We start from the raw sequence: 23542 nt of genomic DNA, 5'->3' as shown, positions 1-23542 counted from the left end.
GGCGAAGCGGCGACGAAACTGGGCATTTCGGGTCATTCTGAACGGGTCCTAGCGTGACCGGCTCCTGCGGGGGAAGCTGATGATCCGGGCCCATCTCGACAAAGTGCTGACCGTGTTGATCGCCGGCGTGCTCGCCGGTCTGGTGTTGGCGGGAGCGGCCCTGCCGGTCGCGCTCGTGTTCGGAATCGGCTTCAGCGCGCTCTCCACTCCCTACTCGGAGCTGCCCAACACGCTGCGCACGTCGCCGCCCGCACAGCGCTCCAACCTCTACGCCAACGACGGCACCACGCTGATCACGTCCTTCTACCAGGAGGACCGGGTGGACGTGCCGCTGCGCGAGGTGGCGCCGGTGATGCGGCAGGCCATCGTGGCCGCCGAGGACACCCGCTTCTACCAGCACCGCGGGGTGGACCTGCGCGGCGTGGCACGCGCCTTCACGGTCAACCAGCGCGACGGTGAGACCCGGCAGGGCGCGTCCACGCTGACGATGCAGTACGTCCGCAACGTGCTGAGCACCGACCCTCGCCTCTCCGCGGAGCAGCGCCGGGCGGCCACCGAGGTGAGTGCCGCCCGCAAGGTGCAGGAGATGCGGTACGCGCTCGCCCTCGAGCGGGAGCTCGACAAGGAGGAGATCCTCAGCCGCTACCTCAACATCGCGTACTTCGGCGCCGGGGCGTACGGGATCGCGGCGGCGAGCAAACGATTCTTCTCCAAGGCGCCGGCCGACCTGACCCTGTCCGAGGCGGCGTTGCTCGCCGGCCTGGTCCAGTCACCGCACACCGACGAGCCGATCAACGGCGACTCGAACGCCGCGCTCGGCCGCCGGTCGTACGTGCTGCAGCGGCTGGTGGAGTCCGGTCAGGTCCCGCCCGAGCAGGCGGCGCGCGCCAACGCCGAGCCGCTGAAGCTGCGCCCCAGCGAGACGCCGAACGATTGCACGGCGGTGCCCGAGGAGCACAACGACTGGGGATTCTTCTGCGACTGGTTCACCCGCTGGTGGAGTTCCCAGCCCGCTTTCGGGGCCACCGCCGACCAGCGGCAGCAGACCCTGCGGCGGGGCGGGTTCTCGATCGTCTCCTCGCTCGACCCCGCCGTGCAGCGCACCACGGTCGAGCAGATTCTGCGGATCTACCCGACGACCGACCGCCGCGCGGCGCCGACCGCAGTCGTCCAGCCCGGCACCGGCCGGGTGCTCGCCATGGCGGTGAACCGCGTCTACAGCGTCGCCGACAACCCGAACGGGCAGAAGAACCACCCGAACACCGTCAACCAGCTGGTGGCCGGGGGCGGGGCCATCAACGGCTACCAGGGCGGCTCCACCTTCAAACTCTTCACCATGCTCGCCGCGCTGGAGTCCGGCCTGCCCCTGCGGACCGAGTACGACGCGCCCGGCCGTCTGATCACCGGCTACCCCGCGACGGGGGAGGCGAGCTGCGACGGCCGCTGGTGCCCGCAGAACTCCTCGTCGTCGGTCGACGGCAGGCACGACATGTGGAGTGCCTTCGGCAACTCGGTCAACACGTACTTCGCCTGGCTGATCGAGCGGGTCGGCGCCGATCGGGCGGTGGAGATGGCCGAGCGGCTGGGCATCGTGTTCCGAGCCCAGTCCGACGCCCGGCTCGCCGAGAGCGGCGCCAAGCAGTGGGGACCGTTCACCCTCGGCGTCTCCGCCACCACGCCGCTCGACCTCGCGAACGCGTACGCCACGGTGGCGGCCGAGGGGACCTGGTGCGCCCCGCTGCCGGTGGTGTCGATCACCGACTCGTCCGGCCGGCCGGTCGAGGCGGCCCGGCCGGCCTGCCGCCAGGCGCTGGACACCGACGTGGCACGGGCGGCCGTCGACGCGGCCCGCTGCCCGGTCGGCGACCAGTCGATGTACAACCGGTGCGACGGTGGGACCGCTGAGGGCCTGCGCGCGCAGCTGGGTCGGCCGGTGGCCGGCAAGACGGGCAGCTCCGAGCGGTACGAGACGGAGACGGTGGTGGCCTTCACGCCGCAGCTCGCGGTCGCCTCGATGGCCGCGAATCCGGAGGACCCCCGGGACGCGGTCGGTCAGGCGGTGCAGGCCCAGATGGCGCGGGCGGTCGGCGAGGTGCTCTCGTTCGGGCTGCGCGACCAGCCGGTACGCGACTTCGTGCCACCGAGTGAGCGGATCGCCTACGAGATCACCGGCCCGCGGAACGGGAACTGACGGCGGCGGCCTCCCGCTCCGCGCCGCGGGCGATGTTGCGGGCCATACCGCCGAAGACCACCGCGTGGAACGGCGCCACGGCACCCCAGTAGGCGTGCCCGGCGAGCCCGCGCGGCAGGAACACCGCGCGCTGCCGGTACCGGCTGCGCCCACCGTCGGTCGGCAGCGCCCGCATCTCCAGCCAGGCCCGGCCGGGCAGCCGCATCTCCGCGCGCAGCCGTAGCAGCTTGCCGGGTTCGATCTCCTCGACCCGCCAGAAGTCCAACGCCTCGCCGATCTGGAGCCGGTGCGGGTCGCGACGCCCGCGGCGCAGCCCCACCCCGCCGATCAGCCGGTCGAACCAGCCCCGCACCGACCAGGCGAGCGGGAACGAGTACCAACCGTGCTCGCCGCCGACGCCCTCGATGATCCGCCAGAGCGCCTCCGGCGGAGCGTCCACGACACTTTCCCGCAGGTCGGTGTACGCGGTGCCGCCGGACCACCGCGGGTCGCTCGGCAACGGTTCGGCCGGGGCGTACGGGCCGCTCGCGGTCGACCAGCGGGTCGCCACCTGGGCGTCGCGTACCCGGGCCAGGGCCAGCTCGATCGCCCGGTCGAAGCCGGTCAGCCCCTCGGGTGGGTCGGGAACGTACGCGGCGATGTCGTGCTCGTGGGCGACCGCCTCGTGGATCAGGCTCTCCACCAGCGGCCGGGCGATCGCGTTCGGCACCGGCGTGACGAGCCCGACCCAGTACGACGACAGCGCCGGGCTCAGCGGCCGGACCGGCAGGATGATCCGCCGCCGCAGCCCGGCCACCCGGGCGTAGCGTTGGATCATGTCGCTGAAGGTGAGCACGTCCGGCCCGCCGATGTCGAAGGCGCGGTTGACCTCGGGCGGCAGGTCGACGCAGCGGACGAGGTAGTGCAGTACGTCCTCGACCGCGATCGGCTGGATCCGGTTGCGTACCCAGCGTGGTGTCGTCATGGCCGGCAGGCGCTCGGTCAGGTAGCGCAGCATCTCGAACGAGGCCGAGCCGGACCCGATGATCACCGCGGCCCGGAGCACCGCCGTCGGCACGCCACTGGCCAGCAGGACCCGCCCGACCTCGGCCCGGGAACGCAGGTGGGGCGACGCCTCGTCCTGCGCCGGCTGGGGCCCGCCGAGATAGATGATGCGGCGTACGCCGGCGGTCCGGGCCGCCGCGGCGAAGGACTCGGCGGCTTCTCGATCGGTCGTCTCGAAACCGGCCTGCCCGAGCGAGTGCACCAGGTAGTAGGCCGTGTCCACACCCGCGAACACGGCCGGCAGCGTCTCGGGCCGCCGCAGGTCGCCTTCGGCGATCTCCGCGGCCGCGGCCCAGGGCACGTCGCGCAGCCGGCCGGCGTGACGGGCCAGGCAACGCACCTGGTACCCCTCGGCCAGCAGCCGGGGCGCGAGCCGTCCACCGATGTAACCGGTCGCACCGGTGACCAGGCATCTCACGTTGTCCAGTCTGCGGCCCCATAGACTGCTTCGTCGTGGACACCGTGACGAGCACCTTTTGGGGGCCGGATTTCGAGCAGCTCCGCGCCACCGACCCGGAGATCGCCGGCGTGGTGCTCGGCGAGCTGGACCGGCTGCGGGGCGGACTGCAACTGATCGCCAGCGAGAACCTCACCTCGCCCGCCGTGCTCGCCGCGCTCGGCTCGACGCTCACCAACAAGTACGCCGAGGGCTACCCGGGGCGGCGCTACTACGGCGGCTGCGCCGAGGTGGACCGGGCCGAGGAGGTCGGCGTCGCCCGGGCGAAGGGGCTGTTCGGCGCCGACCACGCCAACCTCCAGCCGCACTCCGGGGCGAGCGCCAACCTGGCCACGTACGCGGCCCTGGTGCAGCCCGGCGACACGGTGCTCGCCATGGACCTGCCGCACGGTGGGCACCTGACCCACGGCAGCCGGGTGAACTTCTCCGGCAAGTGGTTCGCCGCGGTGGGCTACACCGTCCGGCGCGACACCGAGCTGATCGACTACGACGAGGTGCGGGATCTGGCCCGGGCACACCGGCCGAAGATGATCATCTGTGGCGCGACCGCGTACTCCCGGCTGATCGACTTCGCGAAGTTCCGGGAAATCGCCGACGAGGTCGACGCGTACCTCATGGTGGACGCCGCCCACTTCATCGGGCTCGTCGCCGGCAAGGCGATTCCGTCGCCGGTGCCGTACGCCGACGTGGTCAGCTGCACCACCCACAAGGTGCTCCGCGGCCCGCGCGGCGGCATGATCCTCTGCCGGGAGTCGCTGGCCCAGCGGATCGACAAGGCGGTCTTCCCGTTCACGCAGGGCGGCCCGCTCATGCACGCCGTCGCGGCCAAGGCGGTGGCGCTGCGCGAGGCCGCCCAGCCCGAGTTCCAGGGGTACGCCGAACAGGTGATCCGCAACGCACAGGCGCTGGCCGCGGGGCTCGCCGAGGAGGGGATGCGCCCCGTCTCCGGCGGCACCGACACCCACCTGGCACTGATCGATCTGCGACAGGTCGGGGTGACGGGTGCGGACGCGGAGGCGCGCTGCGACGCCGCAGCGATCACCTTGAACAAGAACGCGATCCCGTACGACCCGCAACGGCCGATGGTCTCCTCCGGCATCCGCGTGGGCACGCCGAGCGTCACCACCCAAGGCATGGGGGAGCCTCAGATGCGGCAGATCGCGAGCCTCATCGCGCGGGCCGTGCGGACCGACCCGGCGGCCGCCGGCGGCACCGACGAGCTCGCCCGGATCGGCACCGAGGTGGCCGACCTGGTCGCCACGTTCCCGGCGTACCCCCGTGGCTGAGCCCGTGGCCCGCGTGGAGCGGGCGGCCGAGGACCGGGGCTGGCGGCTGCGACACCTGCCGGTGCTGCTGATCGCATCGGTGCTGCTCGCCGGGGTCGCGGCGGTGGTCGGCGGGGTGACCGGCGGGGCCGACGCGGCGCTCGGCGCCGCCGCCGGGGTGGCCGTCACGGTGATCAGCTACAGCCTCACCACGGTGGTGCTGGCGTGGGCCGACGCCCGTAACACGCAGCTGGTGCTGCCGTTCGGCCTCGCGCTCTACGTCGCGAAGTTCACCGTGATCGGCGCCGTGATGGTCGGGGTGGCCTCGACCGGCTGGCCCGGTCTGATCCCGATGTGCCTGGGCATCGCCGCCGGAGTCGCGGTCTGGACGGCCGTGCACATCTGGTGGCTGACCACGGTCCATGCCCGGCGGGCGCGGGGCTGACCGCGATCCGCGCCCGACGCGGGCCGGGCTGACCGCGGTCCACGCCCGACGCGCGCCGGGCTGACGGGGCCGGCGTCCCAATCTTCGGAAGGCGCGCCGATGTGTCCCCGATCGGTCATTCTCTCTCCTGCCGAAGGGGAGTAGCGTGCATCGCGACGACTTCGCCCACCCGTGTCCCACACAACCAGGTTGTGCGGGGGGTGAGGCACAGCCTTCTCTCCCCGACTGATATCGTTCGCCCCGTCATGGCCGGTGACCAGAAACCCCCCAGCGCTGGCGGCCCGGATGATGTTCCGTCCGGTGCCGGTCAGGGTTGGACCGCGCTCAGCTACCTGATCGCGGGCATGCTCGTGTGGGGCTTCATCGGCTGGCTGGTTGACGGATGGCTGGATACCGGGGGCATCGCCACCGGCATCGGGATCGTGCTCGGCATGGCTGGGGGCGTCGTCCTGGTCATCCGTAACCTCGGCACGCCTAAATAGGAAGGGACGCGGTGTTCGGACAGTCGAACGTCCTGGCACAGGGCGAGGTTAATTTCCCACCCAGCGTGGAGGACTTCTACCTGCCCAGCATCGCCCCGTGGGGCGCGCACAACAACTACTGGTTCACCAAGGTCACGTTCATGGTGTGGCTGGCGGTCGGGATCCTGATCCTGTTCTTCCTGCTGACCTACCGCAAGCCGCAGCTGGTGCCCACCAAGAAGCAGTGGCTCGCCGAGTCCATCTACGGCTTCGTGCGCAACAACATCGCGGTCGACATGATCGGGCACCAGGGTGTGCGGTTCGCGCCGTACTTCACGACGCTCTTCTGCTTCGTGCTGCTGACGAACTTCTTCGCGATCGTGCCGTTCTTCCAGATCTCACCGAACTCGCACATCGCCTTCCCGGCCTTCCTCGCCGCGATCAGCTACGTGCTCTTCAACTGGGTCGGCATCAAGAAGCACGGTTTCGGCGGCTACTTCAAGCGGTCCCTCATTCCACCGGCGCCGTGGTACATCCTGCCGCTGCTGATCCCGATCGAGGCGTTCTCGACCTTCCTGGTCCGGCCGTTCTCGCTCGCCGTCCGTCTCTTCGCGAACATGTTCGCCGGCCACATGCTCCTGCTGGTGTTCACGCTCGGCGGCTTCGCGATGCTCAACGCCAACGCCCTGCTGGCGCCGATCTCGGTCCTGTCCTGGGTGATGACCGTGGCGCTCACTTTCCTCGAGTTCCTGGTGATCGTGCTGCAGGCATACGTCTTCACGGTGCTGACCGCCAGCTACGTGCAGGGCGCGCTCGCCGAGGAACACTGATCCACTCGCACCAACCGTTGTCGTCCCGCGTGAGAGTCACGCGTGATAACCAGGAGGAACCACACCAATGGACGCTAGCGTTCTCGCCGCGGTAGAGGGCAGCACCGCCGCCATCGGCTACGGCCTCGCCGCCATCGGCCCGGGCATCGGCGTCGGCCTGGTCTTCGCCGCCTACATCCAGTCGACCGCCCGCCAGCCGGAGTCGTCGCGGATCACCCTGCCGTACGTCTGGATCGGCTTCGCCGTCATCGAGGCGCTCGCCCTGCTGGGTGTCGCATTCGGCTTCGTCTGGCAGGGCGCTTAATCCCGCCCTTCGACCGGGAGGTCTTCCATGTACTTCCGCGCCGCTGAGGGTGGTGAGACGATCCACAACCCGATCCTTCCGCTCTGGCAGGAGATCGTGGTCGGTGGCATCGCCTTCATCATTCTCTGCTTCGTACTGATGAAGTTCGTCTTCCCGCGCATGGAGCAGACGTTCCAGGCCCGGGTCGACGCCATCGAGGGTGGCATCAAGCGCGCCGAGGCAGCGCAGGCCGAGGCGAACCAGCTGCTCGAGCAGTACCGCGCGCAGCTCGCCGAGGCGCGTACCGACGCCGCCAAGATCCGTGACGACGCCCGGGCCGACGCCGAGGGCATCCGGCAGGACATCCTCGCCAAGGCGCGGGAGGAGGCCGACCGGGTCATCCAGGCCGGTAAGGACCAGCTCGCCGCCGAGCGGGCCACCATCGTGCGCGAGCTGCGCGCCGAGGTCGGCACGATCGCGGTCGACCTGGCCAGCAAGATCGTCGGTGAGTCGCTCGCTGACGAGGCGCGTCGCAAGGGCACCGTCGACCGGTTCCTGGACAGCCTCGAGAGCACGGGGGCCCGCTGATGCAGGCCGCCAGCCGGGAGTCGTACAAGATCGCGGCCGAGCGCCTCGACGAGTACGTCCGCGGCGCGGAGCCGTCGGCGGTGGCCGCCACCGCCGACGACATCCTCTCCGTCGCCGCCCTGCTGCGGCGCGAGCCGCGGCTGCGCCGGGCGCTCTCCGACCCGGCTCGGTCCGGCGAGGACCGGTCCGGGCTGCTCGAGGGGATGCTTCGCGGCAAGATCGGCGCGGACGCGCTGACACTGCTCACCGCTCTGGTCTCGGGCCGGTGGTCGGCGCCGTCCGAACTGCTCGACGGCGCCGAGCTGCTGGGCGTGGAGGCGCTGCTGGCCAGCGCCGACTCCGCCGGCGAGCTGAGCGAGGTCGAGGACGAGCTGTTCCGCTTCGGGCAGGTCGTCTCCGGTTCCCCGGAGCTGTCCAGCGCGCTCTCCGACCCGATGGTGCCGGCCGAGCAGCGGGCCACCCTGGTCGACCAGCTTCTCGTCGGCAAGGCCCGGCCGGTCACCGGCTACCTCGTCGGGGTCGCGCTCGGTGGCTTCGGCGGTCGCTCCTTCAGCGGGGCGCTCACCCGGCTGGTCGAGCTCTCCGCTGACCGGCGGGACCGACAGGTCGCGTACGTGACCGTGGCGGCCCCGTTGAGTGACGAGGAGGAGCAGCGGCTGGGCGCTCGACTCTCCGCGATATACGGTCGGGAGGTATCCGTGCGACAGACGGTGAACCCCGACGTCCTGGGTGGCGTGAGCGTGCGGGTCGGTTCCGACCTGTACGACGGCACCGTCCTGCGCCGCCTCAACGAGACCCGCAACGCGCTCGCGAAGCGCTGACCGGCTCAGCCGCACAGCGCCCTCAACGACAGACGCCACTCGGACCGGTCGGTACTAGGTATCCCGGGCCCCTGATACATAAGGAAGCAGAGGATGGCCGAGCTGACCATCTCGACGGACGAGATCCGCGGCGCCCTGGAGCGCTACGTCTCCTCCTACTCGACCGACGTCTCCCGCGAGGAGGTCGGCACCGTCTCCGACACCGGCGACGGCATCGCCCACGTCGAGGGCCTGCCTTCGACCAAGACCAACGAGCTGCTGGAGTTCGAGGACGGCACGCTCGGCGTGGCGCTGAACCTCGACGTCCGGGAGATCGGTGTCGTCGTTCTCGGCGACTCCGCCAAGCTGGAGGAGGGGCAGCGGGTCAAGCGCACCGACCGGGTGCTCTCCGTGCCGGTCGGCGATGCCTTCCTCGGCCGCGTGGTCAACGCGCTCGGTCAGCCGATCGACGCCCTCGGCGACATCGCCGACGAGGGCTACCGCGAGCTGGAGCTGCAGGCTCCGAACGTGACGGCCCGGCAGTCGGTGTTCGAGCCGCTGCAGACCGGCATCAAGGCGATCGACGCCATGACGCCGATCGGCCGGGGCCAGCGGCAGCTGATCATCGGTGACCGGAAGACCGGCAAGACCACGGTCGCCCTGGACGCCATCCTCAACCAGCGGGAGAACTGGCGCTCCGGCGACCCGAAGAAGCAGGTCCGCTGCATCTACGTCGCCATCGGCCAGAAGGCCTCCACGATCGCCTCGATCAAGGGCCAGCTGGAGGAGGCGGGTGCGATGGAGTACACCACCATCGTGGCGTCCCCGGCATCGGACCCGGCCGGCTTCAAGTACATCGCCCCCTACACCGGCTCCTCCATCGGGCAGCACTGGATGTACGGCGGCAAGCACGTCCTGATCGTTTTCGACGACCTGAGCAAGCAGGCCGAGGCGTACCGCGCCGTGTCGCTGCTGCTGCGCCGCCCGCCGGGCCGCGAGGCGTACCCGGGTGACGTCTTCTACCTGCACTCCCGCCTGCTGGAGCGCTGTGCGAAGCTCTCCGACGAGTTGGGTGGCGGCTCGATGACCGGTCTGCCGATCATCGAAACGAAGGCCAGCGACATCTCGGCCTTCATCCCGACCAACGTCATCTCGATCACCGACGGCCAGATCTTCCTCGAGACCGACCTGTTCAACCAGGGCGTGCGTCCGGCCATCAACGTCGGCACGTCGGTCTCCCGGGTCGGTGGCGCCGCGCAGGTGAAGCCGATGAAGAAGGTTGCCGGCTCGCTGCGGCTGAACCTGGCCCAGTACCGCGAGCTGGAGGCGTTCGCGGCCTTCGCCTCCGACCTGGACAAGGCCTCCCGGGCCCAGCTGGACCGCGGTTCCCGCCTGGTCGAGCTGCTCAAGCAGTCGAACTACTCGCCGTACCCGGTGCAGGAGCAGGTCGTCTCGGTCTGGGCCGGCACCGAGGGCAAGCTGGACGACATCCCGGTGGGTGAGATCCGGCGCTTCGAGTCGGAGTTCCTCCAGTACCTGCGGCACAAGCACGTGGGCATCCTGGCCGGGATCGCCGACAACAAGTGGGACGACGACATCATCGGCTCGCTGGACGCGGCCATCACCGAGTTCAAGCAGGTCTTCCTCGGCAAGGAGGACGAGCGTCGGGTCAACGACGCGCCGGCCGCGCCGCTGGAGGGTGACGAGAACCGCGAGACGGTGACCCGCTTCCGCGACAGCGCGACCGACCGCCCGGCCGAGAGCTGATCCCATGGCGGCCCAGGTACGCGTTCTTCGTCAACGAATCCGCTCGGCGAAGTCGATGAAGAAGATCACCAAGGCGATGGAGCTCGTGGCGACGAGCCGGATCGCCAAGGCCCAGGCCCGGGTGGAGGCGTCCCTGCCGTACGCCCAGGCCATCACCGGCGTGCTCACGGCACTGGCGTCCAACGCGCGGATCGACCACCCGCTGCTCACTCCGCGCGAGCGGGTGCGGCGGGCGGGTGTCCTGTTGGTCACCAGCGACCGTGGTCTGGCCGGCGGCTACAGCTCCAACGCGATCAAGACCGCCGAGTCGCTGATCGCCCGGCTTCGGGCCGACGGCAAGGAGCCGGTGCTCTACGTCGTCGGGCGTAAGGGTGTCGGGTTCTACCGGTTCCGCGACCGGCCGATCGAGGCGAGCTGGACCGGGTTCAGCGAGCAGCCGGCGTTCGCCGACGCCCGCACCGTGGGCGAGACGCTGATCAAGGCGTTCACGGCCGGTGCGGACGACGTCGACGGCGGCGCCGGGACGGATGGGGTGCGCGGCATCGACGAGCTGCACATCGTCTTCACCGAGTTCCACTCGCTGATGACGCAGACCCCGGTCGCCAAGATCATCGGGCCGATGCAGGTCGAGGACCGGCCGCGCTCCGAGGGGCTGCTGCCGGCCTACGAGTTCGAGCCGGAGGCGGAGGTGCTGCTCGACGCGCTGCTGCCGAAGTACATCAACACGCGGATCTACGCGGCGTTGATCGAGTCGGCGGCGAGCGAGTCGGCGGCCCGGCGGCGGGCGATGAAGAGCGCCACCGACAACGCCGAAGAGGCGATCGAGAAGTACACGCGTGAGATGAACACGGCCCGCCAGGCCGGGATCACCCAGGAGATCAGCGAGATCGTCGGCGGCGCGAACGCGCTGGCCGCGTCGGGAAGTGAAGTGTGATGACTGCCCCAGTAGAGACCAAGACGGCCACGGGTCGCGTGGTCCGGGTCATCGGCCCGGTCGTTGACGCCGAGTTCCCGCGCGACGCCATGCCGGCCCTGTTCAACGCCCTGCACGTGGACGTGACGCTCTCCGGCGGTGAGAAGACGCTGACCCTGGAGGTCGCCCAGCACCTGGGTGACAATCTGGTCCGCGCCATCTCGATGCAGCCGACCGACGGCCTGGTCCGCGGGGCGGAGGTGCGCGACTCCGGTGCGCCGATCACCGTGCCGGTGGGCGACGCGGTCAAGGGTCACGTGTTCAACGCGATCGGCGAGGTGCTCAACCTCACCGAGGGCGAGACGCTCGAGCCGGACGACCACTGGGGTATCCACCGCAAGGCCCCGGCCTTCGCGGACCTGGAGCCGAAGACCGAGATGCTGGAGACCGGCATCAAGGTGATCGACCTGCTCGCCCCGTACGTGAAGGGCGGCAAGATCGGCCTGTTCGGCGGTGCCGGCGTGGGCAAGACGGTGCTGATCCAGGAGATGATCACCCGTGTCGCCCGGAACTTCGGTGGTACGTCGGTCTTCGCCGGCGTGGGTGAGCGGACCCGTGAGGGCAACGACCTCATCGCCGAGATGACCGAGTCTGGCGTCATCGACAAGACCGCGCTGGTCTACGGCCAGATGGACGAGCCGCCGGGCACCCGGCTGCGGGTCGCCCTCTCCGCGCTGACCATGGCGGAGTACTTCCGCGACGTCAAGAAGCAGGAGGTGCTGCTCTTCATCGACAACATCTTCCGCTTCACCCAGGCCGGTTCCGAGGTCTCCACCCTGCTCGGCCGGATGCCGAGCGCGGTGGGCTACCAGCCGACGCTGGCCGACGAGATGGGCGAGCTCCAGGAGCGGATCACCTCCGTCCGGGGTCAGGCCATCACCTCGATGCAGGCGATCTACGTGCCGGCGGACGACTACACCGACCCCGCCCCGGCCACCACGTTCGCCCACCTGGACGCGACCACCAACCTGGAGCGGTCGATCTCCGACAAGGGCATCTACCCGGCCGTGGACCCGTTGGCGTCCTCGTCCCGGATCCTCGCCCCGGAGTTCGTCGGCCAGGAGCACTTCGCGGTGGCCACCGAGGTCAAGCGGATCCTGCAGCGGTACAAGGACCTGCAGGACATCATCGCCATCCTCGGTATCGAGGAGCTCTCCGAGGAAGACAAGGTCACGGTCGGCCGGGCTCGCCGGATCGAGCGCTTCCTGTCGCAGAACACCTACGCCGCGGAGCAGTTCACCGGCGTGCCGGGTTCGACGGTCCCGATCAAGGAGACCATCGAGGCGTTCCGCAAGATCAGCGAGGGTGAGTACGACCACTTCCCTGAGCAGGCGTTCTTCATGTGCGGCGGGTTGGATGACCTGGAGCGCAAGGCAGAGGAACTGATGAAGAGCTGACTCAGCTCTCCGAAAAAGGCCGCCCCGGCAATGCCGGGGCGGCCTTTTGTTCACCTTCGGTCTGTACGGTCCCCACTGCTCCGTTCCTCGCTTTCGGCGAGGGCGCGGATGCGAGGTAGCGTTCATCGCACCTTCACACCTGGTCAACGTGGATCGGTGCAACCTTTTCGAGGACGCGCGCCGTCTTCAGGTTCAAGGAAAGCGGCGTGATGAACGGAGACAGTTGTGGCGAAGGCCGGTAAGAACGGCCGGAAGCGGTCCACCTGGCGGGGCATCCCGCGCTGGGCGCGGATCTGCACCATTTTCGGCACCGTGCTCATGGTGCTCAGCGGGACCACTCTGGTCGGCACGGCCGCACTCAAGGCCCGCTACGAGGGGGCCGTCGGCAAGGCCGACCTCTTCGGCGACGAGGCGGCCGGCGCCACCGCTCCTCCCAAGAGTGACATCAAGGGCCCGCTCAACATCCTGCTGGTGGGCATCGACCCGCGCAATCCGAAGACGCCGCCACTCGCTGACTCGATCATGGTGCTGCACGTGCCCGCGACGATGGACCGCGCCTATCTCTTCTCGTTGCCTCGTGACCTGTACGTCGACATCCCCGCGTTCCCGAAGGCCAACTTCCAGGGTCAGACCACGAAGCTGAACGCGGCGATGTCCTTCGGCAGCCGGGTGCCGGGGCAGAACCCGGACGCCGCGCGCGGCTTCGAGCTGCTGGCCACGACCGTGCAGGAGGTCACCGGCATCAAGCGGTTCGACGCGGGCGCGATCGTCAACTTCACCGGCTTCCAGAAGATCGTCGACGCGATGGGTGGCGTCGACATGTACATCGAACGTGACGTGCGCTCCGAACACCTGAAGCCGGATGGCACGCACCGGCAGGGCAACCCGCACGGTGAGGGATACATCGGTCCGCAGGCGGTCTACACCAAGGGCGATCACCACCTCAACGGTTGGCAGGCGCTGGACTACGTCCGGCAGCGCTACCCGAAGAACGGCGTGCCGGACGCGGACTACGGCCGGCAGCGGCACCAGCAGCAGTTCATCAAGGCGATGGTGGGGCAGGCGTTCAGCGCCGACGTGGTGACCAACCCGATCAAGCTGGACCGGGTGATCCGCGCGGGCGGCCAGTCGCTGATCTTCAACGGTCGGGGCCACAGCGTGCTGGACTACGCTCTCGCGCTGAAGGACATCCGCCCCAACACGATCCAGATGATCAAGCTGCCCGGCGGTCCGGTCTTCAACGGCAAGACGTACAAGGGGGAGAAGTTCCAGGCCGGCGTGGACGACTTCTTCACCGCCCTGCACGACGAGCAGCTCGACGCGTTCCTCCTCGAGCACCCCAGTTTCCAGAACAAGACCAAGTAGCCGCGGCACGTCTCTGGCCACCCGCGTTGGGTAAGCGGTGGTGGCAGGACTAGAATTTGCCCATTCCGCCGCCCAGCAAGGAGACAGCGTGGCACAGCAGCTTCACGTCGAGCTCGTAGCCGTCGAGGAGAGGGTCTGGTCCGGCGAGGCCGAGATGGTCGTCGCCCGGACGACCGAGGGCGAGCTCGGCGTACTGCCGGGGCACGCGCCGCTGCTCGGCCAGCTCGCCGAGCCCGGTCAGGTGCGGATCAAGCTCGCCGGGGGCGAGCAGGTGTCGTACGACGTGGCCGGCGGATTCCTCTCCGTGAGCGCCGAAGGCGTCACGGTCCTCGCCGAGAGTGCCACCCCGGCCTCCGCCGCACAGGGTCGCTGACCAGCACCGCCGATGGAGATCGTCGAGGGAATCGGAATCGGAATCGCCGTCGTCCTCGGCGCTCTCCTGATCCTCTTCGCTCGGCGGGCTCTGTTCACCCGTAGCGGTGGCACCATCCGGCTCAGCGTCCGGGTTTCCACCCTGCTCGACGGTCGCGGCTGGTCGCCCGGTTTCGGCCGGTTCGTCGGCGACGAGCTGCGCTGGTACCGCTTGTTCAGCTTCGCACTGCGTCCGAAGCGGGTGCTCTACCGCGACGGGCTAGTGGTGGAGCGGCGACGGCTGCCAGAGGGGCAGGAACGCTTCTCCATGCCCGCCGACTGGGTGATTCTCCGCTGTACCAGTAACCACGCTCTGGTCGAGATCGCCATGGCACGGTCGACCGTGACCGGCTTCCTTTCCTGGCTTGAGGCCGCCCCACCCGGGGCGGTCTCGTCGCGTCTGGCCGCCCAGGACTGGCCCGCGGCCTGAACACCGTCCGCTCTCCGGTGTTTCCGGGGAGCCCACCCGCTCCGGGCGGTCAGGCTTGATCCCTGCGCCGGGCGGGCTCCCCGGAAACCCTCGCCGGGTGCGGTGCGCCGTTCAGGCGCTGTTTTGATCAACTGCCGTTACCGGGTGGCGACCAGTTCTACCTCGTAACCCTGGTTGTCGGTGAGGTAGCCGGCGTAGGTGTCCGGGCCGCCCGCGTGCGGGTGCCGGTCCGGGAAGAGCAACGCCCAGCCGTACGCCGGCGCCGCCGTGACCAGCCGGTCCACGGCGGCCGGCGGGCCTGCGTGGAAGGCGAGATGGTTCAGGCCGGGAGCGAGCCGGTCGTGCCGCCGCTCGCTCAGCGCCGGGGACTCCTCCAGTACGAGGTACGTCCCGCCGAGCTGCCAGGAGCGGCCGGCCGGCCACTCCTGGAAGATTTCCCAGCCCAACTCGCGCAGAAGCCAGCCCCAGGAATGTTCAGCGGCGGCCAGATCGGGGACCCACACCTCGACGTGGTGCAGGCCGCCGGTCAGCGCTTCCCGCCCGGAACCCAGAGCACGTCTCCGGCCGGATTTGCCGCTCTTGACAGGATAAAGAGCAAATCGGAGAGCCGGTTGAGATACTTTGCCGGGAGAGCACTGGTCCGCTCCGGGTCGTGGCTGACCAGCGCCCACGCCGCACGCTCGGCGCGCCGGGCGACGGTCCGCGCCACGTGCAGCAGTGCCGCGCCCGCGGTGCCGCCGGGGAGGACGAAGGAGTCGAGTTTGCTCAGGCGCGCGTTGAACTCGTCGCACCAGCCCTCGAGGCGCTCGACGTACTCCTCGGTGACGCGCAACGGCGGATACTTCGGCTCCGGTTCGATGGGAGTGGCCAGGTCGGCGCCCACGTCGAAGAGGTCGTTCTGGATCGACCCGAGCACCGCCCGTACCTCGTCCTCGAGCTGGCCGAGGGCAAGTGCGACGCCGATCGAGGCGTTGCACTCGTCCACGTCGGCGTACGCGGCGATCCGCGGATCGGTCTTCGGCACCTGCTCGTTGTTGTTCAGCCTGGTCGTGCCGGCGTCGCCGGCCCTGGTGTAGATGCGCGTGAGGTGGACGGCCATGACGCACAGCCTACGGATACCGGACCTGACGATTCCGGTGCGGCCGGGCGCGGCCGGATGGCCGGCCACGGTCGGTCCCGGAGACGCGGGCGATTCCGCGATCAACGACGTCGACGTCATCCGGGTGCGCGGCGGCGCCCGGCTGGCCGGGACGGTGCACGTGGTCGGGGCGAAGAACTCGGCGTTGAAGCTGATGGCCGCCGCGCTGCTCGCCCCGGGGCGCAGTGTGATCACCAACGTTCCGCGGATCACCGACATCGCGATCGTGGGCGAGGTGCTGCGGCGGCTCGGCTGTGACGTCCGGTTCGACGCGGACGACCCGGTGGATCCGATGGTGGCGCGGGGCGGGGTGGCCCGGTCCCGGTCGGTGACCATCGACGTGCCCGAGCAGCTGGGCACCGACGCCGACTACGACCTGGTCCGCCGGCTGCGCGCGTCCATCTGCGTGCTCGGGCCGCTGCTGGCCCGCCAGGGCTACGTACGGGTGGCCCACCCGGGCGGCGACGCCATCGGTTCGCGCGGGCTCGACATGCACATCTCCGGGCTGACCCGGATGGGTGCCGAGATCTCCGGCGAGCACGGCTTCGTCATCGCCGCCGCGCCGCACGGCCTGCACGGCGCGGAGATCATGCTGGACTTCCCCAGCGTGGGCGCCACGGAGAACCTGGTGATGGCCGCGGTGCTGGCCCGCGGCGCCACCGTGATCGACAACGCGGCCCGCGAGCCGGAGATCGTGGACATCTGCACGATGCTGCGGGAGATGGGCGCGCAGATCTCCGGCGCCGGCACCTCCACGTTGCACATCGAAGGCGTACCCACGTTGCGGCCGACGCGGCACGCCACCGTCGGCGATCGCATCGTCGCGGGCACCTGGGCGTTCGGTGCGGCCATGACCCGGGGCGACGTGACGGTGACCGGGGCGGACCCGGCCTTCCTCGAGGTCGCGCTGGACAAGCTCGTCGCCGCCGGCGGTCTGGTGGAGACGCAGGCGGACGCGTTCCGGATCCGCATGGACGACCGGCCCTACGCGGTGGACGTGGTGACGCTGCCCTTTCCCGGGTTCGCCACCGACCTGCTGCCGATGGCGATCGGGCTGGCCGCGGTGAGCGACGGAGCCTCCCTGATCACCGAGAACATCTTCGACGGGCGCTTCATGTTCGCCAACGAGATGATGCGGCTCGGCGCGGACATCAAGACCGACGGCCACCACGCGGTCGTACGCGGCCGTGAGCGCCTCTCCGGTGCCCCGGTGCGGGCCACCGACATCCGGGCAGGGGCCGGACTGATCATCGCGGGACTCTGCGCGGACGGGCTCACCGAGGTCTCCCACGTGCACCACGTCGACCGCGGTTACCCCGACTTCGTCGCCGACCTGCGGGCGCTGGGCGTCGAGGTCGAGCGGGGCACCGCACCCGAGGAGCCGGACCTCACCATCTGAGCGCGCCGAGCCGGCACCGCCTCGTTGTCGCCGGTCTCGCTTAGCCATCGTTCAGCGTCGCCGACTAGGGTGCTGGCAAGCACTCAATCAGGCGAGGGAGAGAGCAGATGGCGGGTCGACTCGCGGTCGTCGGGGCCGGGCTGATGGGTTCCGGCATCGCCCAGGTGGCGGCGCAGGCGGGCTGGCAGGTGACGCTCCGGGACTTGGACGACGCGGCCACGAAGCGGGGCGTCGACGGCATCCGGAAGTCGCTGGAGAAGTTCGCCGAGAAGGGGAAGATCGAGGCGTCCGAGGTCGAGGCGACGCTGGGCCGGATCACCTCGACCACCGAGCTGGAGGCGGTCGCCGACGCGGACATCGTGGTCGAGGCGGTCTTCGAGCGGATCGAGATCAAGCACGAGGTGTTCCGGGCGCTGGACAAGATCTGCAAGGCGGACGCCGTTCTCGCCACCAACACCTCCGCAATCCCGGTCACCCAGATCGCGGCGGTCACCGAGCGCCCCGAGTCGGTCGTCGGTACCCACTTCTTCTCACCGGTGCCGATGATGAAGCTCTGCGAGTTGGTCCGCGGCTACAAGACCAGCGACGCCACGCTCGCCACCGTCCGGGCCTTCGCCGAGGAGATCGGCAAGACGGTGGTCGTGGTCAACCGGGACATCGCCGGCTTCGTCACCACCCGGCTGATCGCCGCGCTCGTGGTCGAGGCGGTCAAGCTGGTCGAGTCCGGCGTCATCTCGGCCGAGGACCTGGACACCGCCTGCAAGCTGGGCTTCGGTCACGCGATGGGCCCGCTGGCCACCACCGACCTGACCGGCGCCGACGTGCTGCTGCACGCCGCGAAGAACATCTACGCGGACACCGCCGACGAGAAGTTCTTCCCGCCGGAGCTGCTCCAGCGCATGGTCACCGCCGGCGACCTGGGCCGCAAGACCGGCAAGGGCTTCTACACGTACTGACGGGAACCGGCGGCAGGCGCCGGTGGCGGGCTCCCCGGTCCGGGAGCGCCACCGGCGCGTGGCGGGCCGGGTCAGCCGTCGCGGCGGGTGGTCCAGCGGAAGGTGGTCAGGCAGAGCACCAAGCCGATCACACACCAGGCGCCGAGGACGAGCGCGACGCGGCCGAGCTCGAAGGAGCCGCCCGCCTCCTGGGCCCCGAAGCTGTCCGGCAGGAAGACCGAGCGCAGCCCCTGGCACATCCACTTCAGCGGAAAGAGCGCGGCCACCTGCTGCATCCAGGTCGGCAGCTCGGTGAAGACGAAGAACACCCCGGAGATGAACTGGAGCACCAGCGCCAACGGGGTGACCACGGCCGAGCCGCTGCGCGCGGTACGGGCCAGTGACGAGATGGCGATGCCGCAGAGCGTGCAGGCGGTCACACCGAGCACCGCCACCCAGGCGAAGGTGAGCCAGCGCCCGGCGGTGGCCGGCAGGTCGAGGTCGAAGAAGGCGGCCGAGACGGCGAGCAGGAGCACGGTCTCCACCACGCCGATCGCCACCACCATGATCACCTTGCCGGCGAAGTACACCCACTTCGGCATCGGCGTACCCCGGTAGCGCTTCAGTACCCCGCGATCCCGCTCGATGGGGATCCAGATGCCGAGGTTCTGGAAGCTGACCGTCATCAGACCGGTCGCGATCATGCCGGTGATGAAGTACTGCGTGTAACTGACCCCGGGAGCGATCTCGTTGTTGAAGATCGCCGCGAAGATCAGGATCATGATCACCGGGAAGCCCATCGTGAAGACGACGGACTCCCGGCTGCGCAGGAACTGAGTGATCTCCAGCCGGCCCTGCCGCAGCCCGAGCGCGACCGGACCAGCCCGCCGGGCTCCAGCGGCGGCGATCGGGGCCGCCGGCTTCGTGGTGGTGGTCATCGGTGTCCGATCATCGTGAGGTAGACGTCTTCCAGGGTCGGCCGGGTCACGGTCAGGCCCGGCACCTCACCGCCGAAGCGCTCGGCCAGCTCCGCCACCAGCGCCGTCGGCGTCGCGCTCTGCGCGCTCTCCACGACTCCGTCCGGGGTACGCCAGGAAACGGTGGTGAGGGCCGCCTGCCGGTTGCCGAGCTGCTCCGGCGTGGCCACCTCCATCAACCGGCCGCCGGCGATCACAGCGACCCGGTCGGCCAGCGCCTCGGCCTCGTCGAGGTAGTGGGTGGTGAGCACGATCGTGGTGCCGGCGGCGGCCAGGTCCCGGATCAGCTCCCAGAACTCCCGCCGCGCCTCCGGGTCGAAGCCGGTGGTCGGCTCGTCCAGGAAGAGCAGCTCGGGGCGGCCGACGATGCCCAGCGCCACGTCGAGGCGGCGCTTCTGCCCGCCGGAGAGGCTGTGCGTACGGGCCCGGGCCTTGTCGGTGAGCCCCACCCGGGCGATGACCTTCTCCGGATCGTCGGCGTCGGGGTAGAAGCCGGCGAAGTGCCGCACCACCTCGGTCACGGTCAGCTCGTCGAACTCGCCCGTGCCCTGGAGCACGATGCCGACCCGGGAACGCCAGTCGCCGGCCGGTGCCGCCGGGTCGCTACCCAGTACCCGGACCTCGCCCGCGTCGCGTCGGCGGTAGCCCTCCAGGATCTCCACCGTGGTGGTCTTGCCCGCCCCGTTCGGGCCGAGGAGGGCGAACACCTCGCCCCGGCGCACGTCGAGGTCCACGCCGGCCACCGCGACGTTGTCGCCGTACGCCTTGCGCAACCCCCGCACGGAGATCGCCAGCTCGTCATCCATGCCGTCAAGTGTGCTGCCTGGCGGCGGTCGCCGGCCGCGCGGGGTGTGGTGGTCGGAGCCACGTCACGCCGTCCGTGCCCGGTTGTCTCCGACATGGACGTGTGTGGTTTTCCACAGCCCGATCTACTGAACGGTAACTTAGACTCCCCGTCATGGACGAGAAGGGTCTCCCTGGCCGGTTGCCCGAGCGGGACCGTCCCTGGGTGATGCGCACGTACGCCGGGCACAGCTCGGCCACCGCGACCAACGCCCTCTTCCGCCGCAACCTGGCCAAGGGGCAGACCGGCCTGTCGGTCGCCTTCGATCTGCCGACCCAGACCGGCTACGACCCGGACCACGAACTCGCCGTCGGCGAAGTGGGCCGCGTCGGTGTCCCCGTCGCCCACCTCGGCGACATGCGGGCCCTCTTCGACGGCATCCCGCTCGCCAGGATGAACACCTCGATGACCATCAACGCGCCGGCGATGTGGCTGCTCGCCCTCTACGGCACCGTGGCCACGGAGCAGGGCTTCGCCGTCTCGATGCTCTCCGGCACCACCCAGAACGACATCATCAAGGAGTACCTCTCCCGAGGGACGTACATCTTCCCGCCGGCCGCGTCCCTACGGCTCACCGCCGACGTCGTCGCCCACACCCTCGAAACGATGCCGAGATGGAACCCGGTCAACATCTGCTCGTACCACCTCCAGGAGGCGGGCGCGACGCCCGTGCAGGAGGTCGGCTTCGCCCTCGCCACCGCGGTCGCCGTACTCGACGCGGTCCGCGACTGCGGCCAGGTGCCCGCCGAGCGGATGGGCGACGTGGTGCAGCGCATCTCGTTCTTCGTCAACGCCGGAGTGCGTTTCGTCGAGGAGATCGCCAAGATGCGAGCCTTCTGCGCGCTCTGGGACGAAATCACCCGGGACCGGTACGAGGTGACCGACCCGAAGCAGCGCCGGTTCCGCTACGGGGTGCAGGTCAACTCACTGGGCCTGACCGAGACACAACCGGAGAACAACGTCCAGCGGATCGTGCTGGAGATGCTCGGCGTCACGCTGTCCCGGGACGCGCGGGCCCGCGCCGTGCAGCTGCCCGCCTGGAACGAGGCGCTCGGTCTGCCCCGCCCCTGGGACCAGCAGTGGTCGCTACGCATGCAACAGGTGCTCGCGTACGAGTCGGACCTGCTCGAGTATCCCGACCTCTTCGCGGGCTCGCACGTGATGACCGCGCTGGTCGGCGAGATCATCGCCGGAGCACGGGCCGAGCTGGACAAGGTGCTGGAAATGGGGGGCGTGGTCGCCGCGGTCGAGACCGGTTACCTGAAGAGCGCCCTGGTCGCCTCGTTGGCGAAGCGGCGACACCGGATCGAGGCCGGATCGGACGTGGTGGTGGGCGTCAACCGGTTCACCGGGACCGAGCCCTCCCCGCTGACCGCGACCGGTGCCGAGGCGATCGAACAGATCGACCCTTCGGTCGAGGCGGACGCGGCCATCGCCGTACGCCGCTGGCGGGCCGATCGTGATCCTGCGGCGGTGGCCGCGGCACTGGCCCGGCTACGGGCCGACGCGGCGACCACGACGAACCTGATGCCGGCGACCATGGCGTGCGTACGGGCCGGCGTGACCACGGGAGAGTGGGCGGGCGCGCTGCGCCAGGTCTTCGGCGAGTACCGGGCGCCCACCGGCCTGACCGGAGCCGCCGCGGCGGGCGCGGATCTCCGACTCGCCGTCGTCCGGCAGCGAGTCGCCGCGACCGCCCGCGAGTTGGGCGCCGGCCGGCTGCGGCTACTGGTCGGCAAACCGGGGCTCGACGGGCACTCCAACGGCGCCGAGCAGATCGCCGTACGCGCCCGCGACGCCGGCTTCGAGGTGATCTACCAGGGCATCCGGCTGACCGCCTGGCAGATCGTCGCCGCCGCGGTGGAGGAGGACGTCGACCTGGTCGGGCTCTCCGTCCTCTCCGGATCACACCTCGCGGCGGTGCCGGCCGTGCTCGACGGTTTACGCGACGCCGGGCGGGGCGACCTGCCGGTGGTGGTCGGCGGCATCATCCCCGCGCCCGACGCGGAGCAGCTACGGGCCGCCGGGGTGGCCCGGGTCTTCACCCCGAGGGACTTCGCGCTCACCGGCGTCGTGGACGAGCTGGTCACCGTGATCCGGGAAGCGAACGGACTGGCCTGATCCCGCACCGCGTGAGGTGGCCTGGATGTTTGTGCGCGTGGCCGGTCCGGTTTCGCCGCCGGTCTTTTCTTTCTGGCCGCCGGTCTCTCTGGCCGGCTGGTCGGCGTGGATGGGCCAAAAGGTTCGGGTCAGGGCGCGGAGGGTTTCCGCCTCGGGTTGGGGTCGTGCGGGTGGTCCCTGGGCGTTGATCGACTCGGGTTCCGAGATGTCGGGGTGTCCCGGTCGCACTGATGCCCCGACTTCATGGAACCCGAGTTGACCATGCGCCGGGTGTGGGGCGGCCTGGGCGTTGTGTCCGGTTCGTGGGTAGGTTCGTCATCGGCCGCGGTTGGGTGGCTGGGCACTTGTGCCGTGGTCGGTCCGATTTCGCCGCCGATCTCTCGGCTGGTCGGTCGGCCTGGATGGTCTAAAGGCCGCATCCAGCCTCGGAGGGCTGATCGACTCGGGCCAAGGCCGGGTCGGGCCAAGGCCGGATCGGGCCAAAGCCGGGTCGGGCCAAAGCCGGGTCGGGCCAAGGCCGGGTCGGGCCAAGGCCGGGTCGGGCGCCGGGATCGGGTTGGTCGAGTCGGGTCGGGGTGGTGCGGGTGGTCCCTGGGCGTTGATCGACTCGGGTTCCTTGATGTCGGGGTGTCCCGGCCGCGCTGATGCCCCGACTTCATGGAACCCGAGTTGACCATGCGTCGGGTGTGGGGTGGGACGGGGTGCTGGTGTCCGGTTTGCACACGGGCACTGGGCACGGGGCGGGGGCGGGCGCGGGGCGCGGGGGTGTGGTGGGGCGGGTTGGGTGGTTTGGTGGGGTTCGGGGGTGTGACCGGTGGCATCCTGGGGCCGGAATGGTGGCCGGGTCGGGGGCGTTGAACATCCTCGACGGCCGAGGTAGCAGCCCTGCCGCCGTCCGGCAGATCATCAAAGCCGGTCCGGTGAGGTGAGGCCCCCGGGAACGAAGGTGGCCCGCCGGTCGTTGGACACCGTCCCGGCCACGGCCTGCGGCCAGCCCGGAAGGTCAACCCGGGAACGATGACGGGCCGCCGATCGTTGAACACTGTCGCGGCGACGGCCTTCTGGTCACGCCCGGTCACCCGCGGGAAACCCGGGAACGATGACGGGCCGCCTGTCGTTGAACCCGGCCACGGCCTGCGGCCAGTCCGCTAGGGCCTCGGAAAACCCGGGAATGATGCCGGCCCGCGGGTCGTTGAACCCGGTCCCGGCGCGGTGAAGCCCCCCGGGCTTTCGCCCGACGGCCGGACTTTTCCCGGCCCCCGCAAAACCGAACCCCCCTTCTGGTTGGCGGGTGTGCCGGTCTCAGACTTTTTTTCCCCTTGTTTCGAAGCGCCCGTAAGTGGCGTTGGCCCACACGCACCCCCCTTGTGTGTGGGTCACACCCCCGAAGGAGCTTTGGTCATGAACACGATCATGCGTAA

Annotated in this window: 22 protein-coding genes; 17 read left to right on the top strand and 5 right to left on the bottom strand. The window is 70.0% G+C overall.

Annotated features, from left to right (window positions below; all coding sequences use genetic code 11):
• The first annotated feature begins 79 nt into the window (after positions 1–79).
• Complete coding sequence (locus ABZS42_RS00110) at positions 80–2191, top strand: transglycosylase domain-containing protein (RefSeq protein WP_355140885.1); 2112 nt, start codon at positions 80–82, stop codon at positions 2189–2191.
• Here ABZS42_RS00110 and ABZS42_RS00105 read toward each other — a convergent pair.
• The gene (locus ABZS42_RS00105) at positions 2166–3653 is read right to left on the bottom strand and encodes an SDR family oxidoreductase (RefSeq protein WP_355140883.1); all 1488 of its coding nucleotides are present in this window, start codon (positions 3651–3653) and stop codon (positions 2166–2168) included. The genes ABZS42_RS00110 and ABZS42_RS00105 overlap by 26 nt on opposite strands.
• Before the next feature lie 35 nt (positions 3654–3688).
• Here ABZS42_RS00105 and glyA point away from each other — a divergent pair, with 35 nt between their 5' ends.
• The 13 genes from glyA to ABZS42_RS00040 all read left to right on the top strand — a co-directional run bounded on the left by glyA (position 3689) and on the right by ABZS42_RS00040 (position 14707).
• Positions 3689–4978 carry a serine hydroxymethyltransferase gene (gene glyA, locus ABZS42_RS00100; protein ID WP_355140881.1) on the top strand — a complete coding sequence of 430 codons (1290 nt, stop codon included), beginning with the start codon at positions 3689–3691 and terminating at the stop codon, positions 4976–4978.
• A complete protein-coding gene (locus tag ABZS42_RS00095; protein ID WP_355140879.1) occupies positions 4971–5402 on the top strand; it encodes a hypothetical protein in 432 nt (143 codons plus the stop codon). The genes glyA and ABZS42_RS00095 overlap by 8 nt, the downstream gene beginning before the upstream one ends.
• Positions 5403–5647: 245 nt before the next feature.
• Positions 5648–5884, top strand: a complete 237-nt coding sequence (locus ABZS42_RS00090) for an AtpZ/AtpI family protein (protein ID WP_355140877.1) — start codon at positions 5648–5650, stop codon at positions 5882–5884.
• Positions 5885–5895: 11 nt separating this feature from the next.
• Positions 5896–6693 carry a F0F1 ATP synthase subunit A gene (atpB, locus tag ABZS42_RS00085; protein WP_355140875.1) on the top strand — a complete coding sequence of 266 codons (798 nt, stop codon included), beginning with the start codon at positions 5896–5898 and terminating at the stop codon, positions 6691–6693.
• Positions 6694–6760: 67 nt separating this feature from the next.
• On the top strand, positions 6761–6997 hold the full coding sequence (locus ABZS42_RS00080) for an ATP synthase F0 subunit C (protein WP_355140873.1): 237 nt from the start codon (positions 6761–6763) through the stop codon (positions 6995–6997).
• A 27-nt stretch (positions 6998–7024) separates the two neighbouring features.
• Positions 7025–7564 (top strand): F0F1 ATP synthase subunit B, encoded by a 540-nt coding sequence (locus ABZS42_RS00075; protein ID WP_355140871.1) that lies wholly within the window; start codon positions 7025–7027, stop codon positions 7562–7564.
• On the top strand, positions 7564–8385 hold the full coding sequence (locus tag ABZS42_RS00070; protein WP_355140869.1) for a F0F1 ATP synthase subunit delta: 822 nt from the start codon (positions 7564–7566) through the stop codon (positions 8383–8385). Before ABZS42_RS00075 ends, ABZS42_RS00070 begins: the two co-directional genes overlap by 1 nt.
• Positions 8386–8478: 93 nt before the next feature.
• Positions 8479–10131, top strand: a complete 1653-nt coding sequence (gene atpA / locus ABZS42_RS00065; protein ID WP_355140867.1) for a F0F1 ATP synthase subunit alpha — start codon at positions 8479–8481, stop codon at positions 10129–10131.
• A 4-nt stretch (positions 10132–10135) separates the two neighbouring features.
• Positions 10136–11065, top strand: a complete 930-nt coding sequence (locus tag ABZS42_RS00060; RefSeq protein WP_355140865.1) for a F0F1 ATP synthase subunit gamma — start codon at positions 10136–10138, stop codon at positions 11063–11065.
• On the top strand, positions 11065–12501 hold the full coding sequence (atpD, locus tag ABZS42_RS00055; protein ID WP_355140863.1) for a F0F1 ATP synthase subunit beta: 1437 nt from the start codon (positions 11065–11067) through the stop codon (positions 12499–12501). The genes ABZS42_RS00060 and atpD overlap by 1 nt, the downstream gene beginning before the upstream one ends.
• A gap of 225 nt (positions 12502–12726) precedes the next feature.
• Positions 12727–13866: an LCP family protein gene (locus ABZS42_RS00050; RefSeq protein ID WP_355140861.1), complete on the top strand. Its 1140-nt coding sequence runs from the start codon at positions 12727–12729 to the stop codon at positions 13864–13866.
• 88 nt (positions 13867–13954) lie between these two features.
• Positions 13955–14239 carry a F0F1 ATP synthase subunit epsilon gene (locus ABZS42_RS00045; protein WP_355140859.1) on the top strand — a complete coding sequence of 95 codons (285 nt, stop codon included), beginning with the start codon at positions 13955–13957 and terminating at the stop codon, positions 14237–14239.
• 12 nt (positions 14240–14251) lie between these two features.
• A complete protein-coding gene (locus ABZS42_RS00040; RefSeq protein ID WP_355140857.1) occupies positions 14252–14707 on the top strand; it encodes a DUF2550 domain-containing protein in 456 nt (151 codons plus the stop codon).
• 137 nt (positions 14708–14844) lie between these two features.
• On the opposite strand, the gene ABZS42_RS00035 is transcribed toward ABZS42_RS00040, so the two are convergent.
• Positions 14845–15258, bottom strand: a complete 414-nt coding sequence (locus tag ABZS42_RS00035; protein ID WP_355141328.1) for a VOC family protein — start codon at positions 15256–15258, stop codon at positions 14845–14847.
• Positions 15234–15806, bottom strand: coding sequence for a cob(I)yrinic acid a,c-diamide adenosyltransferase (locus ABZS42_RS00030; RefSeq protein WP_355140855.1), 573 nt, complete (start codon positions 15804–15806; stop codon positions 15234–15236). Before ABZS42_RS00030 ends, ABZS42_RS00035 begins: the two co-directional genes overlap by 25 nt.
• On the opposite strand from ABZS42_RS00030, the gene murA reads away from it, so the two are divergent.
• Together murA and ABZS42_RS00020 are read left to right on the top strand one after the other, a co-directional pair.
• Entirely contained in the window at positions 15805–17244 is a 1440-nt protein-coding gene (gene murA, locus ABZS42_RS00025; RefSeq protein ID WP_355140853.1) for a UDP-N-acetylglucosamine 1-carboxyvinyltransferase, read from the top strand. The two genes, ABZS42_RS00030 and murA, sit on opposite strands and share 2 nt — an antisense overlap.
• A 107-nt stretch (positions 17245–17351) precedes the next feature.
• Complete coding sequence (locus tag ABZS42_RS00020) at positions 17352–18200, top strand: 3-hydroxyacyl-CoA dehydrogenase family protein (RefSeq protein ID WP_355140851.1); 849 nt, start codon at positions 17352–17354, stop codon at positions 18198–18200.
• A gap of 71 nt (positions 18201–18271) precedes the next feature.
• Here ABZS42_RS00020 and ABZS42_RS00015 read toward each other — a convergent pair whose 3' ends face one another.
• Both ABZS42_RS00015 and ABZS42_RS00010 read right to left on the bottom strand, forming a co-directional pair.
• Positions 18272–19117, bottom strand: coding sequence for an ABC transporter permease (locus tag ABZS42_RS00015; protein WP_355140849.1), 846 nt, complete (start codon positions 19115–19117; stop codon positions 18272–18274).
• Entirely contained in the window at positions 19114–19962 is an 849-nt protein-coding gene (locus ABZS42_RS00010; RefSeq protein ID WP_355140847.1) for an ABC transporter ATP-binding protein, read from the bottom strand. The genes ABZS42_RS00015 and ABZS42_RS00010 overlap by 4 nt, the downstream gene beginning before the upstream one ends.
• A gap of 152 nt (positions 19963–20114) precedes the next feature.
• Between ABZS42_RS00010 and ABZS42_RS00005 the strand changes: the two genes are divergently transcribed.
• The gene (locus ABZS42_RS00005; RefSeq protein ID WP_355140845.1) at positions 20115–22121 is read left to right on the top strand and encodes a protein meaA; all 2007 of its coding nucleotides are present in this window, start codon (positions 20115–20117) and stop codon (positions 22119–22121) included.
• Positions 22122–23542: the final 1421 nt, after the last annotated feature.

It is taken from the genome of Micromonospora sp. NPDC005367 (assembly GCF_040606825.1).
GTDB lineage: Bacteria > Actinomycetota > Actinomycetes > Mycobacteriales > Micromonosporaceae > Micromonospora.
This window is presented reverse-complemented; position numbering and strand designations above follow the sequence as displayed.

Excerpts from the sequence above, each read along its gene's own strand:
- ABZS42_RS00005 (WP_355140845.1), top strand. The coding sequence starts at position 20,115 with ATGGACGAGAAGGGTCTCCCTGGCCGGTTGCCCGAGCGGGACCGTCCC.
- ABZS42_RS00110 (WP_355140885.1), top strand. The coding sequence starts at position 80 with ATGATCCGGGCCCATCTCGACAAAGTGCTGACCGTGTTGATCGCCGGC.
- ABZS42_RS00010 (WP_355140847.1), bottom strand. The coding sequence starts at position 19,962 with ATGGATGACGAGCTGGCGATCTCCGTGCGGGGGTTGCGCAAGGCGTAC.
- ABZS42_RS00020 (WP_355140851.1), top strand. The coding sequence starts at position 17,352 with ATGGCGGGTCGACTCGCGGTCGTCGGGGCCGGGCTGATGGGTTCCGGC.
- ABZS42_RS00090 (WP_355140877.1), top strand. The coding sequence starts at position 5,648 with ATGGCCGGTGACCAGAAACCCCCCAGCGCTGGCGGCCCGGATGATGTT.
- ABZS42_RS00080 (WP_355140873.1), top strand. The coding sequence starts at position 6,761 with ATGGACGCTAGCGTTCTCGCCGCGGTAGAGGGCAGCACCGCCGCCATC.
- ABZS42_RS00040 (WP_355140857.1), top strand. The coding sequence starts at position 14,252 with ATGGAGATCGTCGAGGGAATCGGAATCGGAATCGCCGTCGTCCTCGGC.
- ABZS42_RS00060 (WP_355140865.1), top strand. The coding sequence starts at position 10,136 with ATGGCGGCCCAGGTACGCGTTCTTCGTCAACGAATCCGCTCGGCGAAG.
- ABZS42_RS00015 (WP_355140849.1), bottom strand. The coding sequence starts at position 19,117 with ATGACCACCACCACGAAGCCGGCGGCCCCGATCGCCGCCGCTGGAGCC.
- ABZS42_RS00030 (WP_355140855.1), bottom strand. The coding sequence starts at position 15,806 with ATGGCCGTCCACCTCACGCGCATCTACACCAGGGCCGGCGACGCCGGC.
- ABZS42_RS00075 (WP_355140871.1), top strand. The coding sequence starts at position 7,025 with ATGTACTTCCGCGCCGCTGAGGGTGGTGAGACGATCCACAACCCGATC.
- atpD (WP_355140863.1), top strand. The coding sequence starts at position 11,065 with ATGACTGCCCCAGTAGAGACCAAGACGGCCACGGGTCGCGTGGTCCGG.
- murA (WP_355140853.1), top strand. The coding sequence starts at position 15,805 with ATGACGCACAGCCTACGGATACCGGACCTGACGATTCCGGTGCGGCCG.
- atpA (WP_355140867.1), top strand. The coding sequence starts at position 8,479 with ATGGCCGAGCTGACCATCTCGACGGACGAGATCCGCGGCGCCCTGGAG.
- ABZS42_RS00070 (WP_355140869.1), top strand. The coding sequence starts at position 7,564 with ATGCAGGCCGCCAGCCGGGAGTCGTACAAGATCGCGGCCGAGCGCCTC.